The following is a 13,445-nucleotide window of genomic DNA, read 5'->3' as shown; positions in this document are numbered from 1 at the left end:
GCGTGCCGCTCCGCCCGTCAGCCCGCCTGCTCCGACGAGCGTGCGGCCACCCGCTCGTAGCGCTGGCGGGCCGCCTGCGCGCTGCCCAGGCCCAGCCCGTACGCGATGGCCTGCCAGGTCAGCCCCCGGTCGCGGGCCAGCGTCAACAGTCCCGCCTCCAGGGCGTCCAACTCGGCGCGGACGTGCGGCAGGAGGGTCAACGCGGCGGTCAGGTCGGCCGCGTCGACCGGTTCCTCGGAGGGTTCCCGTTCGGCCCCGCCGGCGGCGAGGGCGGTGACCAGGGCGACGGCCTCCCACGGGTCGAGCACGTAGGGGTGGGCCCAGCGTCCCCGCTGGGCGCCGGTGCCGGCGTGCCGCTCGCTGATGCGTCGCAGCGCGTCGTGGGTGCGGTGGGCGCGGGCCTGGCCCGGGTGGGGTGCGGTGAACGGATCGTCGGTTGTCATTTCCCGAGCACACTCTATGAACGGTGCATTGTCAACATTGTGTTGAAGCCTGGCGGCACGGTACCCGTGCCGCCAGGCGACATGTCAACGCGCCAGGTCGAACCGGTGCTCGTCGGTGAGGGTCGTGCAGGCCGGGCCCGGGTCGCAGGAGCTGGCGCTCACCACGCCGAACGCGACGCCCCGTGCGAACGGGCGCTCGACCGGGATCACCGCGATCCGTACCTCCTGGGTGGTCGCCGCGCAGGTGACCCGACGAACGGTCGTGCCCGCGCGCATCGTCTCGCCGACCGCCTGCGCGACCTTGATCGTGACGTCGAACTCGGTGGCCTTCGAGCAGGTCAGGGTGACCGGCACGAACACCGCCGCGCCATTCGCGTCGAGCTTGCCCGTGGTGCCGAGCGTGATCGCGGTCAGCGCCCCGCCGTCGGCCTGCGCCGCGGCCCGCAGCGGGACGCTCGCGCTGGCGGACGGGGTGAAGGCCAGGGTCGCGGCGGCCGCGACGAGGCCGGTGGCGACCAGTGGTCGCCGGATGCTCCGTGCCGTCATGGTGACTTCCTTCCGGTGCGGTCGTCGCCCCGTGCGACGACACGCCCTACACACCCCTGGACCACGGTCGGGGTTCCACCGCACGGCCGGATGACGGATGTGCGACATGAGCCTTGTGCGGGCCGGCTGAGGAGGTCGGCCCGGCTGCCGGGGCGGGATGGGTACCGTCGGGGCATGGACCTGTCGCCCGGTGACCACGCCACCGACGCCGACCTGGCGGTGCTGGCGGACCTGCTAGCCGGCCCTCTGCTGCCGGCGGCGCGTGGGCTGCTGGGCTGCCGGCTGCACGCCGGCGGGGTCACCGTGCGGATCACCGAGGTCGAGGCGTACGCCGGCACAGCCGCTGACCCGGCCTCGCACGCCCACCGGGGCCGCACCCCGCGCAACGCGGTGATGTTCGGTCCCGCCGGGCATGCCTATGTCTACTTCACCTACGGGATGCACTGGTGCATGAACGTGGTCACCGGGGTCGAGGGTGAGGCCTCCGCCGTGCTGCTGCGCGCCGGCGAGGTGGTCGACGGGCTTGCCACGGCACGGGACCGTCGGCCGGCCATCCGGCGGGACGTGGACCTGGCCCGGGGGCCGGCCCGGCTCTGCGCGACGCTCGGCATCGACCGCTCGGCGTACGGCGGATATCTGCTCGGCGACGGCCCGGTCCGGTTGCGTCCACCGGCACGGCCGGTGCCGCCGGAGGCGGTCGTCGCCGGCCCGCGGGTCGGCGTGACCGGCGCGCACGACCTGCCGTGGCGGTTCTGGCTCGACGGCGACCCGACGGTCAGCGCCTACCGGCGGCATGTCCCCCGCACCCGGCGCTGACGCCCGGATGTGGAGTTCCCCGAAGTGTCGGGGGATGTGGCCATAATCACCCGGACCTGCTCACGGACGGTTCGGAGGACGTCATGGCGACACTGCTCGCGATCGGCACGGCCAAGGGTCTGTTCCTCGCCACAAGCGCCGACGACCGGCGCAGCTGGGAGATCAGCGGCCCGCACTTCCCGATGACCGGGGTGTACGCGGTGGCGGTCGACACCCGTCGCGCCACTCCGCGCCTGCTCGCCGGGATGACCAGCTCGCACTTCGGGCCCAGCGTCGCCACCAGCGACGATCTCGGCGGTTCCTGGGACGAGCCCGACCATGCGCCTGTCGCGTTCCCGGCCGACACCGGTGTCTCCCTCGGGCGGGTCTGGCAGTTGACGCCGGCCGGCGCCGACGAGCCGGACGTGGTCTGGGCCGGCACCGAGCCGTCGGCCCTGTTCCGTTCCACCGACGGCGGCCGCGGCTTCGAGCTGGTCCGCTCCCTCTGGGACCACCCGCACCACCCGCACCGCCCGCAGTGGGAGGCCGGGTTCGGCGGCCAGGCCGTGCACACGGTGCTGCCGCACCCGCGTGACCCGGCTCGGCTGCTGGTCGCCATGTCCACCGGCGGCGTCTACCGCTCGGAGGACGCGGGCGCGAGCTGGTCGCCGGGCAACACCGGGATCCGCGCCCACTTCCTGCCCGACCAGTGGCCGGAGTTCGGCCAGTGCGTGCACAAGGTGGCTCGTGACTCCGGCAACCCCGAGCGGCTGTACGCGCAGAACCACCACGGCGTCTACCGCTCTGACGACGACGGCCGCACCTGGGCCTCGATCGCCGGCGGGCTGCCCAGCGACTTCGGCTTCCCGATGGTGTCGCACCCGTCGCGGCCCGACACGGTGTGGACGTTTCCGCTGGTGGCCGATGGTGAGCGCTTCCCCGCCGACCATCGCTGCCGGGTGTTCCGTTCGACCGACGCAGGCGCCAGGTGGGAGCCGTTGTCGGTGGGCCTGCCGGAGGGCCCGTTCTATCCGGCGGTGCTGCGCGACGCGATGTGCGCCGATGACGCGACCCCGGGTGGCGTCTACTTCGGCACCCGCTCGGGCGAGGTCTACGCGAGTCGCGACGAGGGCGACTCCTGGTCGCTGGTGGCCGCGCACCTGCCCGACGTGCTCTGCGTCCGCGCCGCGGCGGTCTGACGTGGTCACCGTGCTGCTGCCCGGCCCGCTGCGCGGCGAGGCCGGCGGCGCCAGCCGGCTCAGCGTCTCCGCCGCCGGCACGCTGGGGGCGGTGCTCGACGAGCTGGCCGTCGAGCATCCGCGACTGGCCCGGCGGCTCCGCGACGAGCGCGGCGAGCTGCGCCGTTACGTGAACGTCTACGTCGACGGCGAGGACTGCCGGCACTCGGGCGGGCTGGCCACCCCGGTCGGCGACGGCGCCGAGGTGCGGGTACTGCCCTCGGTGGCCGGCGGCTGACCAGAGGCCGGTTCTGTCCTGTTCCTGGCGTGATCCGCGCCACCCGGAGATAGGCCGCCGACGGAATAGTTGCGTCGTCAAATAAGTTGTGAGCTGCGTCCGGGTACCACGGCGGACCCGGTAGACACGCGAGGAGCTGGTCATGCAGTTCGGAGTCTTCACCGTCGGCGATGTCACGGTCGACCCGACCACCGGTCGGGAGCCGACCGAGCATGAGCGGATCAAGGCGATGGTCACCATCGCGTTGAAGGCCGAGGAGGTCGGCCTGGACGTCTTCGCCGCGGGCGAGCACCACAACCCGCCGTTCGTGCCCTCGTCGCCGACCACCATGCTCGGTCACATCGCGGCGCGCACCGAGCGGCTGCTGCTGTCCACCGCGACCACGCTGATCACCACCAACGACCCGGTGAAGATCGCCGAGGACTACGCGATGCTCCAGCACCTGTCCGACGGCCGGGTGGACCTGATGATGGGCCGGGGCAACACCGGGCCGGTGTACCCGTGGTTCGGCAAGGACATCCGCGCCGGCATCCCCCTCGCCATCGAGAACTACGACCTGCTGCACCGGCTGTGGCGCGAGGACGTGGTCGACTGGAAGGGCAAGTACCGCACCCCGTTGCAGTCCTTCACCTCGACGCCGCGCCCGCTCGACGGGGTGCCCCCGTTCGTCTGGCACGGCTCGATCCGCAGCCCGGAGATCGCCGAGCAGGCCGCCTACTACGGTGACGGCTTCTTCGCCAACCACATCTTCTGGCCCAGGGAGCACACCCAGCGGATGGTCGGGCTCTACCGCGAGCGGTACGCCCACTACGGCCACGGCACCGCCGACCAGGCCATCGTCGGCCTCGGTGGGCAGGTGTTCATGCGGCGCAACTCGCAGGACGCGGTCCGGGAGTTCCGGCCGTACTTCGACAACGCCCCGGTCTACGGGCACGGGCCGTCGCTGGAGGACTTCACCCGGGAGACCCCGCTGACCGTGGGCAGCCCGCAGCAGGTCATCGACCGCACACTGGGCTTCCGCGAGTACGTCGGTGACTACCAGCGCCAACTGTTCCTGGTGGACCACGCGGGGCTGCCCCTGAAGACGGTGCTGGAGCAGCTCGACCTGCTCGGCGAGGAGGTCGTGCCGGTGCTGCGCAAGGAGTTCGAGGCGCTGCGCCCGGCGCACGTGCCCCAGGCGCCGACCCACGCCTCGCTGGTCGCCGCCGCCGGCGGCGGCAAGGACAGCACCGTGCACGCCGTTGACGACGTGACGGGCAAGGCGCCGGAGGCGACCCGATGACCCATCGCACCCTGGCCGTGGTCTCGGCGGGGCTGAGTCAGCCCTCGTCGACCCGGCTGCTCGCCGACCAGCTCGCCGGGGCGACCCGCGACGAGCTGGCCCGGCGCGGCCACGAGGTCGAGCTGCGCGTCGTCGACCTGCGGGAGTACGCCCACGACGTGGTGAACAACATGCTCACCGGTTTCCCGCCGACCGCGCTGCGCGAGGCCATCGACGCGGTGACCGGGGCGGACGGGATCATCGCCGTCACACCGATCTTCAACGCCTCGTACAACGGGCTGTTCAAGTCCTTCTTCGACGTGCTCGACGCGGGGTCGCTCGTCGACCGGCCGGTGCTGATCGGGGCCACCGGCGGCACCGCCCGGCACTCGCTGGCGCTTGAGCACGCCGTCCGCCCGATGTTCAGCTACCTGCGGGCGGTGGTGGTCCCCACCGCGGTCTTCGCCGCGCCGGAGGACTGGTCGGACGGCACCACGGACGGCGCGTTGCGCGGCCGGATCCGGCGTGCCGCAGGGGAGCTGGCCGACCAGGTCGAGCGTCGGCCGCCGACGAGCGGCCCCGCCGACCCGTTCGCCCTCACCACCGACTTCCTCCAGATGCTCGGCCGGGGCGGCGACGACACCACGGTCAGCTGACCGGGTGGGCGACCAGCACCGGGCAGTGCGCGTGCTGGATCGCCGCCTGACTGACCGACCCGAGCAGCAGACCGGCGAACCCGGACCGGCCCCGGGTGCCCACGACCAGCAGCGACGCCCCGCCGCTGGCCTCGATGAGCCCCTGGGCCGCGCCGGCCGCCCGGACCGGATGCTCCCGCACCACGAGGTCGGGATGCTCGGCCCGGACGGCGGCGGACGCGTCGGCGAGCAGCCGCGCCGCCTCGGCCTGGTACGCGGCCTGCGACTCCTCGATCTCCTCCGGTATCGGCCGGTCCCCGTCCGGCGGCGGGCTGACGTGCGCCAGCACCAGCGGCACGGTGCGCAACGCGGCCTCGTACGCGCCGTAGCGCACGGCGAGTCGGGACGACTCAGACCCGTCCACGCCGACGAGCACCGGAGCGTTGATCGGGATCGGCTTCTCGTCCGGGCGGACCACCAGCACCGGGCAGTGCGCGTGCGCGGCGACCTGTGCGCCCACCGAGCCGAGCAGCAGCCCGGTGAACCCGCCCAGCCCGCGACTGCCCACGACGACGAGGTCGGCCCGGCGGGACTCCTCGACCATGGTGGCGCCGGGGCCACCGGCGACCTGACGTACCTCGACGGTGAGGCCGGGCCAGCGGTCGGTGAGGTCGGCCGCCGTCCGTTCCAGCATCTCCTGCGCCTCCCCGGAGGGCGCCGGCACCCCCAGGTCGTACGGGTTGATCGGCACGCCGTAGCCGAGCGGGTGCAGGTAGCCGTGCACCAGCAGTAACGGGCGGGACCGGAGCACGGCGGCGTGGGCCGCGTGTTCGGCGGCGACGAGGCTGGACGGCGATCCGTCCACACCCACCACGACAGGTCGGTTCATCGGCACTCCCTGGGTCGGTCAGGTCATTGTCGGCGTAGCCGCCGTGCAACGCCGGCATTTGCCGGTACGCGCCGCCGCGTCGGCCGTGGTGACCGGCCGACGCGGTGCGGGCGGGGGAGATCAGTGCGGGTGGCTCCCGGCCCGGTGCCGCACGATCGCGAGCGGCCCCTTCGCGTGGTGCAGAACGGTGTGGCTGACCGAGCCCAGCAGCATCCCGCCGAGGGCGCCGCGTCCGTGCGCCCCAACCACGGTCAGTTGCGCCGTCGCGGACTCCTCGATCAGCGCCCGGGCGGGCGCCCCGTAGACGAGTCGCTGCCGCACCGGCACCTCCGGGTACCGCTCGGACCACCCAGCCACGGCTTCGGCGAGGTTGCGCTCCTCCACGGCGGTCGCCGCGTCCAGGTCGTACACCAGGGGGAGCACCTCGCCCGCGACGAACGGTGTCGGGATTTGCCAGGCGTGCACCGCCACCAGGGCGGCGTCGCGCCGGGCCGCCTCGGCGAACGCGAAGCCGAGCGCCTCGGTGGACACCGCCGAGCCGTCCACGCCCACCACCACCGGGCCGTCGGCCCGGGGCTCGCCGCGGACCACCAGCACCGGGCAGTCGGCGCGGGCGGAAACCTGAACGGCCGTCGAGCCCACCAGCAGCTCGGTGAAGCCGCCCAGACCGCGGTGGCCGAGCACCAGCAGCGCCGCGTCGCGGACCGCGTGCAGCAGCACCGGAGTCGGCGGCCCGTCGACGACCGCACCGGTGACCGGCAGGTCCGCGGCGACCTTCTTGGCCTCGGTGACCGCCTCCGCGACGAGTTGGTCGGCCTGGCGGCGCAGGCCGAGATCGGTCGGCAGCGGGCCCTGCGCGGTGGCGTACAGCGGCCAGACGAACGCGTGCACCACCCGCAGCGGGCGGTGTTGGGCGGCGGCTGTCCGGGCGGCCGCGCGTACCGCGTCGAGCGCGGAGGCGGAGCCGTCGACACCCACCACGACGGGAGCACCGGATCTGTTGGTCATCACATCCTCCTTTGTCCAACCTCAGCCTCCCTCCGCGCCGTCGCCGTGGTCAGAGGCGTTGCGCCCGCACCGGCCGGGACCAACGGCCCTGACGTCGACGCCGTGGCGGGGGTGCGATGGAGTCACGACGAGTGGTCGGAAACCGATGAAGGGACGCCACCATGACCGCGTTGGACGTTCTCCGGGAGCATCCCTTCCTCGCCGGCCTGCCGCCGGAGTGGCTGCCCCGGCTGGCCGGGTACGCCCGACCGGTGGTGTGGCATCCCGGCCACCGGTTGTTCCGCGCCGGTCAGCCGGCCGAACGGTTCTGGTTGATCAGCGGCGGCGAGGTGGCGTTGGACTTCCCGGTGCCCGGCCGCGGGGACGTGGGAATCGAGACGATCGGCGCGGGCGGGGTGCTCGGCTGGTCCTGGATCTTCCCGCCGTACCGGTGGCAGTTCGGCGCGGTCGCGGTGCGGCGCACCACGACGATCGAGTTGACGGCCGAGGGCGTGCGGCGGCTGATCGACTCCGACGACGCTCTCGGCCGGCAGCTCACCCTGCGGCTCATGGCCGTGGTGGTGGATCGGCTCCAGGCGTCGCGGGGCCGGCTGCGTGAGCTGTACGGCTATCCGGCGGCCTGACCTCAGTAGACGGTCAGCCCTCGTTCGGCGAACTGGCCGCGGACCCGGGCCAGCAGGTCCGGTCCGGGTGGTTGGGTGTCGGCCAGGGGGAAGGTGAGCCCCAGTTCGGCGTACTTGTGCGCGCCGAGCCGGTGGAAGGGCAGCACCTCGACCCGCTGCACGGTGGCCAGTCCGGCGGCGAAGTCGGCGACGCCAGCCACGTTCTGCACCGCGTCGGTCAGGCCGGGCACGAGCACGAACCGGATCCAGATGGGCGTGCCCCGGTCGGCCAGCCGACGGCCGAAGCGCACGGTCGGTGTGACCGATCCGGTCCGGGTGACCCTCCGGTACGTCGCCGGATCCCACGACTTGACGTCCAGCAGCACCAGGTCGGTGGCGTCGAGCAGGGCGTCGTCGGCGCGTACCCCGAGAAAACCCGACGTGTCCAGCGCGGTGTGCAGGCCGAGGTCGTGGCAGCGGCGCAGCACCTCGCCGCTGAACCGGGGTTGCAGCAGGGGCTCGCCGCCGCTGAGCGTCACCCCGCCGCCGGCGACGCTGATGAACCGCCGGTACCGCTCGACCTCGACCATCACCTCGTCGACGGTGCGGGTGCGACCGCTACGCCGGTACCAGGTGTCCGGGCTGTGGCAGTAGCGGCAGCGCAGCGGGCAGCCGGCGAGGAACGCCACGAAGCGGACCCCCGGCCCGTCCACTCCCACCGACACGTCCCACGAGTGCACGCTCCCGACGGTCGGCGCGTCGGTCCGTCCGGGCCGGTGCGGCCCGGACGGCGGCGCCGGCCGCGTGGTCACAGCGATCCGTGGAAGGTCCGCGACACCACGTCGCGTTGCTGCTCGGGCGTGAGCCGGACGAAGTTCACCGCGTACCCGGACACCCGCACGGTCAGCTGCGGGTAACGCTCCGGGTGCGCCATCGCGTCGACGAGGGTGGCCCGGTCCAGGACGTTGACGTTGAGGTGGAACCCACCCGCGTCGGTGTACCCGTCGAGCACCCCGGCCAGGTTGTCGATCCGCTCCTGCCGGGTACGCCCCAACCCGTCGGGGGTGACCGTGCCGGTCAGCGAGATCCCGTCGCGGGCGGCGTCGTACGGCAGCTTCGCCACCGACAGGGCCGCCGCGACGAGGCCGTGGGTGTCGCGTCCGTTCATCGGGTTCGCTCCCGGTGCGAACGGTTCGCCGGCGCGCCGACCGTCCGGGGTGTTGCCGGTGTGCTTGCCGTACACCACGTTGGAGGTGATGGTGAGCACCGACATGGTCAGCTCGGAGTCGCGGTAGGTGCGCTGCCGGCGCAGCTTCGCGGCGAACGCCTCGGTCAGCCACACCGCGATGGAGTCGGCCCGGTCGTCGTTGTTGCCGTACCGGGGTGGCTCACCCTCCACGGTGTAGTCGACCGCGAGGCCGGTGTCGTCGCGCAGCACCCTGACCCGGCCGTAGCGGATCGCGGCGAGGCTGTCGACCGCCACCGACAGGCCGGCGATGCCGGTGGCCATGAACCGGCGCACCGGGTGGTCGTGCAACGCCATCTCCAACCGTTCGTACGCGTACCGGTCGTGCTGGTGGTGGATCACGTTCAGCGCGTCGACGTACGTCTCGGCGAGCCAGTCCAGCGTCCGGTCGTACGCGGCCAGCACGGTGTCGTAGTCGAGGACCTCGCCGTGCACCGGTGGTGTCGCCGGGGCGACCTGAGCGCCGCTCACCTCGTCCCGACCGCCGTTGATCGCGTAGAGCAGCGCCTTGGCCAGGTTGGCCCGGGCTCCGAAGAACTGCATGTCCCGGCCGACCCGCAGCGCCGACACGCAGCAGGCGATCGCGGTGTCGTCGTCGTACGCGGGGCGGATCAGCTCGTCGTTCTCGTACTGGATGGCGCTGGTGTCCAGCGACACCTGGGCGCAGAACCGCTTGAACCCGGCGGGCAGGCGCGGCGACCAGAGCACGGTCAGGTTCGGCTCGGGCGCCGGGCCCAGGTTGTAGAGGGTCTGCAGGTAGCGGAAGCTGGTCCGGGTGACCAGCGGCCGTCCGTCCACGCCCATCCCCCCGAGCGCCTCGGTGACCCAGGTGGGGTCGCCGGAGAAGAGCTGGTCGTAGTCGGGGGTGCGCAGAAACCGGATGATTCGCAGCTTGATCACGAAGTCGTCGATCAGCTCCTGGGCGGCCATCTCGGTCAGTCGCCCTTCGGCGAGGTCCCGCCGCAGGTAGACGTCGAGGAACGTGGCGGTGCGCCCGAGTGACATCGCCGCGCCGTTCTGCTCCTTGGTGGCGGCCAGGTACGCGAAGTACAACCACTGGATCGCCTCCCGGCCGGTGGTGGCCGGCCCGGAGATGTCGTGGCCGTAGCTCGCCGCCATCCGTTTCAGCTCGTCCAGGGCCCGGATCTGTTCGGCCAGTTCCTCCCGGTCGCGGATCACGTCGTCGGTCGACGGCCGCTCGTCGAGGGATTCCCGGACCGCCCGGCGCTCGGCGACCAGCCGGTCCACGCCGTACAGCGCCACCCGGCGGTAGTCGCCGATGATCCGGCCCCGCCCGTACGAGTCGGGCAGCCCGGTGATGATGTGCGAGCGTCGCGCCGCCAGCACGTCGGCCGGGTACGCGTCGAACACCGCGTCGTTGTGCGTCCTGCGGTAGCTGGTGAAGATCCGGTGCACGGCCGGGTCGGGCTCGTATCCGTACGCCCGGAGCGCGGTCTCGACCAAGCGCAGGCCGCCGGCCGGCATGATGGCCCGGCGCAGGGGCGCGTCGGTCTGCAGGCCGACGATGAGTTCCCGGTCGCGGTCGATGTAGCCGGGGCCGTGTGCGGTGATCGTCGACGGGGTGGCGGTGTCGATGTCGAGGACTCCGCGGCGGCGCTCCTCGACGAAGAGCGCCGCGAGCGCGCCCCAGACCTCCAGGGTGCGGCAGGTCGCCCCGGTGAGGAACGCGGCGTCCCCGGTGTACGGCTCGTGGTTGGCCCGGATGAAGTCGGCGACGTCGATGGTGTCCTGCCAGGTCCCGTCGGTGAAGTCACGCCACGCGTCGAGGGGTGGGGCGCCGAGCTTCTCTCGTGGACGGTCGAACGCGGTGACGACGGTTGCGCGCATCAAGGGCCTCCTGGTCGGTTCTCCGCTTCCACGTTCAGCCTGCGCCGGGTGCCCGGCGCTGGGCAGGGGCGCGAGTCCGCGACCGGCCGGGACCAAAGTCACGGATCTCCCCCGGCTTGCACGTAAGTACGTAAGTTCGTAGTATCGACGCGTGGATTCGATGGAAGAGCGACTGGCCGCGGTGGAGACCCAGGTCGCCGCGTTGACCGAGCGCCTCACGGCGGCGCCACCGGCGCCACCCGCGACCGAGGGCACCTTCTGGGCCCTGGACGGTCTCAAGCAGCGGCTGCCGTCCGACGGCGCGGGCGCGGTGCTCTACACCGGCACCGTCCGCGTCGCCGACCAGCACTACGACTGGCAGTACGGGCGCACCGTCGACGACCTGCTCGCCGCCGACTGGACGGAGCTGTCCAGCACCCTCTCCGCGTTGGCCCACCCGGTGCGGCTGCGGCTGCTGCGGGAGGTCCTCGCCGGTCGGCAGAGCACGAGCGAGCTCGCCGAGATCGAGGAGTTGGGCACCACCGGGCAACTTCACCACCACCTGCGCCAGATCACCGCCGCCGGCTGGCTGCGCAGCGCCGGCCGTGGTCGGTACGCCGTACCCGCCGAACGCGTGGTGCCGCTGCTGGCCATCCTCACCGCCGCCGGCCGCTGACCCTCACCCGTTGCACCGACCGCGCGAGCCACCACCACGGTGGACACCCCTCGCGTCGATGGAAGGAGCACCATGCGCAGGGCAACTGTCAGCGCCCTCGTCGTCGCGCTGATCGCCGTCCTCGTCGGGATCGCGCTGATGCCCCGAGTGCCGCGACTCGGCTCGCACGGCACCGGCGACCCCGACCTGATCAGCGCCGCCCGAGCGGCCGTGTCCGACCCGAAGGGGCAGCGCGGCCTCGCCGTCGCCCTGGTCGAGAACGGCCGGGTCCGTACCGCCGGTCTGGGCGACCGGGACCTCGCCGGTCGGCCCGTCGAGCCCGGCACCGCGTTCGAGATCGGCTCGATCTCCAAGGCGCTCACCGGCATGCTCCTCGCCGACCAGGCCGCCGCCGGGGTCGTCCAGCCCGACGACCCGCTCGGCGCGACCTGGCCCGCGATCACCGGCCCTGCCCGCGACGTCACCCTCGCCGAGTTGGCCAGCCACCGTGCCGGCCTGCCCCGGGTGGCCCTCGGCTCGCCACTGGCGTGGGCGCGGATGCTGTGGTCCAACGTCTCCGGCGGGGACATGTACGCCGGGCAGGGCGTCGACACCGTCCGCGGCGCCGCCGACCGGGCCACCCCCGGCGACGGGCGCGGCGAGGTCCACTACTCCAACTTCGGGGTGTCCGTGCTCGGCCACGCGCTCGCCGCGAAGGCCGGCGTCGCGTACCCCGACCTGCTCCAGGCGCGGCTGCTGCGGCCGCTCGGCATGACCGCCACCGTGCTCGCCTCCCCGGCCGACGATCTGCCGGCGGAGCGCGCCCACGGCAGTCGGGCCGGCGGTCGGCCGCTCGACCCCTGGACGGCCACCGGGTACGCGCCGGCCGGAGTCGGCGCCTGGTCGACGGCGGAGGACCTGGCCCGGTTGGCCGCCGCGACCCTCGCGGGCACCGCGCCGGGCGCCGACGCCGCGACCGCCCGCTTCCGCGAGGACGGGGACACCCGCATCGGGTACGGCTGGTTCACCACCCGCCACGGCGATCACGAGGTGGTCTGGCACAACGGCGCGACCAGCGGGTTCCGGTCCTACATCGGGTTTGAACGGGCCACCGGCCGGGCCGTGGTGGTGCTCGGCAACACCGACAAGGGTGTCGAGCCGATCGGTCTGCGGCTGCTCGGCGTGCCGCAGGAGGAGGCCGGCGCGGCGGCACCGGTGACGCCGGTCTGGATCGGCGCCGGTCTCGCGGTGGCCTTCACCTTCCTCGGCGGCCTCTCCCTGCTCGGCACCGGCCGTCGCCGCGAACTGGACCGGGTGACGTTGCTGGCGGCGGCGGTGTGGGGGGTGGCCTACCTCGCCTTGGGGCACCGGATGGGGGACTGGTCGGTGGTGCCGGCGTGGCTGTGGCCGGTCGGGGTCGGCCTGTCCGCGGCGGCCGTGACGATGGCGGCGATCCGGTGGCGTGCCCTGCCGACGGTCGACGCGAGGGTGCCGTGGCGTCGCGCGCTGTCGGTGGCGAGTTCCCTGGTGGCCGCCGTGCTGGCCGTCGTGGCCGTGACGACCTGAGCGACGCGCGGGGCCGCCGGGGTCGCAGAACTGCCCCGGCGGCCCCGGCGCTCAGCGGTCGACGACCAGCCGGTGGGCCCGCAGTGCCCGCGCCCACCACGGGCGCGGTGTCGCGGGGCGCAGCGCCGGCGGGCGTACGCCGCGCAGGCTGACCCAGCCGCCCGGTCCCATCGTCACCGCGCCGATCGCCGGCGGCTTGCGGCGGCCCAGCACCGCCACGGCCGCGGTGAGCACCGCGACCGCGAATGCGCCGGTCGCCGCAGCGAGCAGCCGGTCCGGGTCGGTCACCGGCCGGTACCGGACCCGCCCGCCGGAGAGGACGTACGCCCCGATGGCCCGGCCGTCGCGGACCACCGGCACCAGCGCGGACGCCGGTGTGCCCGGCAGTTCCAGCACCGGTCCCACCGGTCCCGCCGGTGCCACGGTGACCGGCACGTCCGACTCCCGCTAGGAGGCAGCGCCATGACCGCGATCCTCAACCCCACCGGCCCCGCCC

The 13,445-nt window shown here is 73.5% G+C and carries 15 protein-coding genes; 8 read left to right on the top strand and 7 right to left on the bottom strand.

The features are described from left to right. Positions 1 to 17: 17 nt before the first annotated feature. Positions 18 to 443 carry a DNA-binding protein gene (locus tag FHG89_RS13090; protein WP_139584666.1) on the bottom strand — a complete coding sequence of 142 codons (426 nt, stop codon included), beginning with the start codon at positions 441 to 443 and terminating at the stop codon, positions 18 to 20. An 84-nt stretch (positions 444 to 527) separates the two neighbouring features. After that, positions 528 to 989, bottom strand: a complete 462-nt coding sequence (locus FHG89_RS13085; RefSeq protein ID WP_139584665.1) for a hypothetical protein — start codon at positions 987 to 989, stop codon at positions 528 to 530. Between the two features lie 174 nt (positions 990 to 1,163). Here FHG89_RS13085 and FHG89_RS13080 point away from each other — a divergent pair, with 174 nt between their 5' ends. The 5 genes from FHG89_RS13080 to FHG89_RS13060 all read left to right on the top strand — a co-directional run bounded on the left by FHG89_RS13080 (position 1,164) and on the right by FHG89_RS13060 (position 5,177). After that, a complete protein-coding gene (locus tag FHG89_RS13080) occupies positions 1,164 to 1,805 on the top strand; it encodes a DNA-3-methyladenine glycosylase (protein WP_139584664.1) in 642 nt (213 codons plus the stop codon). Between the two features lie 83 nt (positions 1,806 to 1,888). Then, complete coding sequence (locus tag FHG89_RS13075; protein ID WP_139584663.1) at positions 1,889 to 2,983, top strand: WD40/YVTN/BNR-like repeat-containing protein; 1,095 nt, start codon at positions 1,889 to 1,891, stop codon at positions 2,981 to 2,983. A 1-nt stretch (position 2,984) separates the two neighbouring features. Next, positions 2,985 to 3,260 (top strand): ubiquitin-like small modifier protein 1, encoded by a 276-nt coding sequence (locus FHG89_RS13070; protein ID WP_139584662.1) that lies wholly within the window; start codon positions 2,985 to 2,987, stop codon positions 3,258 to 3,260. Between the two features lie 142 nt (positions 3,261 to 3,402). After that, positions 3,403 to 4,542, top strand: a complete 1,140-nt coding sequence (locus FHG89_RS13065; RefSeq protein WP_139584661.1) for an LLM class flavin-dependent oxidoreductase — start codon at positions 3,403 to 3,405, stop codon at positions 4,540 to 4,542. After that, positions 4,539 to 5,177 (top strand): FMN reductase, encoded by a 639-nt coding sequence (locus FHG89_RS13060; protein WP_139584660.1) that lies wholly within the window; start codon positions 4,539 to 4,541, stop codon positions 5,175 to 5,177. The genes FHG89_RS13065 and FHG89_RS13060 overlap by 4 nt, the downstream gene beginning before the upstream one ends. Here the strand turns inward: FHG89_RS13060 and FHG89_RS13055 are convergent. Further along, on the bottom strand, positions 5,170 to 6,051 hold the full coding sequence (locus FHG89_RS13055) for a universal stress protein (RefSeq protein WP_208760953.1): 882 nt from the start codon (positions 6,049 to 6,051) through the stop codon (positions 5,170 to 5,172). The two genes, FHG89_RS13060 and FHG89_RS13055, sit on opposite strands and share 8 nt — an antisense overlap. Before the next feature lie 114 nt (positions 6,052 to 6,165). After that, a complete protein-coding gene (locus tag FHG89_RS13050; protein WP_139584658.1) occupies positions 6,166 to 7,053 on the bottom strand; it encodes a universal stress protein in 888 nt (295 codons plus the stop codon). Positions 7,054 to 7,214: 161 nt separating this feature from the next. Between FHG89_RS13050 and FHG89_RS13045 the strand changes: the two genes are divergently transcribed. After that, positions 7,215 to 7,676, top strand: a complete 462-nt coding sequence (locus FHG89_RS13045) for a cyclic nucleotide-binding domain-containing protein (RefSeq protein WP_139584657.1) — start codon at positions 7,215 to 7,217, stop codon at positions 7,674 to 7,676. Between the two features lie 2 nt (positions 7,677 to 7,678). Here the strand turns inward: FHG89_RS13045 and pflA are convergent, their stop codons facing one another. Both pflA and pflB read right to left on the bottom strand, forming a co-directional pair. Then, positions 7,679 to 8,467, bottom strand: coding sequence for a pyruvate formate-lyase-activating protein (gene pflA, locus FHG89_RS13040; protein WP_139584656.1), 789 nt, complete (start codon positions 8,465 to 8,467; stop codon positions 7,679 to 7,681). Further along, the gene (gene pflB / locus FHG89_RS13035; protein WP_139584655.1) at positions 8,464 to 10,749 is read right to left on the bottom strand and encodes a formate C-acetyltransferase; all 2,286 of its coding nucleotides are present in this window, start codon (positions 10,747 to 10,749) and stop codon (positions 8,464 to 8,466) included. The genes pflA and pflB overlap by 4 nt, the downstream gene beginning before the upstream one ends. 160 nt (positions 10,750 to 10,909) lie before the next feature. Between pflB and FHG89_RS13030 the strand changes: the two genes are divergently transcribed. Next, entirely contained in the window at positions 10,910 to 11,404 is a 495-nt protein-coding gene (locus FHG89_RS13030; protein WP_139584681.1) for an ArsR/SmtB family transcription factor, read from the top strand. 72 nt (positions 11,405 to 11,476) lie between these two features. Next, a complete protein-coding gene (locus FHG89_RS13025; RefSeq protein ID WP_139584654.1) occupies positions 11,477 to 12,949 on the top strand; it encodes a serine hydrolase domain-containing protein in 1,473 nt (490 codons plus the stop codon). Between the two features lie 51 nt (positions 12,950 to 13,000). Here FHG89_RS13025 and FHG89_RS13020 read toward each other — a convergent pair whose 3' ends face one another. Next, positions 13,001 to 13,384 carry a hypothetical protein gene (locus FHG89_RS13020; protein WP_244295405.1) on the bottom strand — a complete coding sequence of 128 codons (384 nt, stop codon included), beginning with the start codon at positions 13,382 to 13,384 and terminating at the stop codon, positions 13,001 to 13,003. Between the last annotated feature and the right edge of the window lie 61 nt (positions 13,385 to 13,445).

The sequence above is a fragment of the Micromonospora orduensis genome (assembly GCF_006228125.1).
GTDB lineage: Bacteria > Actinomycetota > Actinomycetes > Mycobacteriales > Micromonosporaceae > Micromonospora > Micromonospora orduensis.
Note: the sequence above shows the minus strand (reverse complement) of the source record. Positions and strands in the feature narration are given on the sequence as shown.

Bases quoted from the DNA above. Each gene is read 5' to 3' on its own strand.
- FHG89_RS13025 (WP_139584654.1), top strand. From the start codon at position 11,477: ATGCGCAGGGCAACTGTCAGCGCCCTCGTCGTCGCGCTGATCGCCGTC.
- FHG89_RS13030 (WP_139584681.1), top strand. From the start codon at position 10,910: ATGGAAGAGCGACTGGCCGCGGTGGAGACCCAGGTCGCCGCGTTGACC.
- FHG89_RS13080 (WP_139584664.1), top strand. From the start codon at position 1,164: ATGGACCTGTCGCCCGGTGACCACGCCACCGACGCCGACCTGGCGGTG.
- FHG89_RS13090 (WP_139584666.1), bottom strand. From the start codon at position 443: ATGACAACCGACGATCCGTTCACCGCACCCCACCCGGGCCAGGCCCGC.
- FHG89_RS13045 (WP_139584657.1), top strand. From the start codon at position 7,215: ATGACCGCGTTGGACGTTCTCCGGGAGCATCCCTTCCTCGCCGGCCTG.
- FHG89_RS13065 (WP_139584661.1), top strand. From the start codon at position 3,403: ATGCAGTTCGGAGTCTTCACCGTCGGCGATGTCACGGTCGACCCGACC.
- FHG89_RS13060 (WP_139584660.1), top strand. From the start codon at position 4,539: ATGACCCATCGCACCCTGGCCGTGGTCTCGGCGGGGCTGAGTCAGCCC.
- FHG89_RS13050 (WP_139584658.1), bottom strand. From the start codon at position 7,053: ATGACCAACAGATCCGGTGCTCCCGTCGTGGTGGGTGTCGACGGCTCC.
- pflB (WP_139584655.1), bottom strand. From the start codon at position 10,749: ATGCGCGCAACCGTCGTCACCGCGTTCGACCGTCCACGAGAGAAGCTC.
- FHG89_RS13085 (WP_139584665.1), bottom strand. From the start codon at position 989: ATGACGGCACGGAGCATCCGGCGACCACTGGTCGCCACCGGCCTCGTC.
- FHG89_RS13075 (WP_139584663.1), top strand. From the start codon at position 1,889: ATGGCGACACTGCTCGCGATCGGCACGGCCAAGGGTCTGTTCCTCGCC.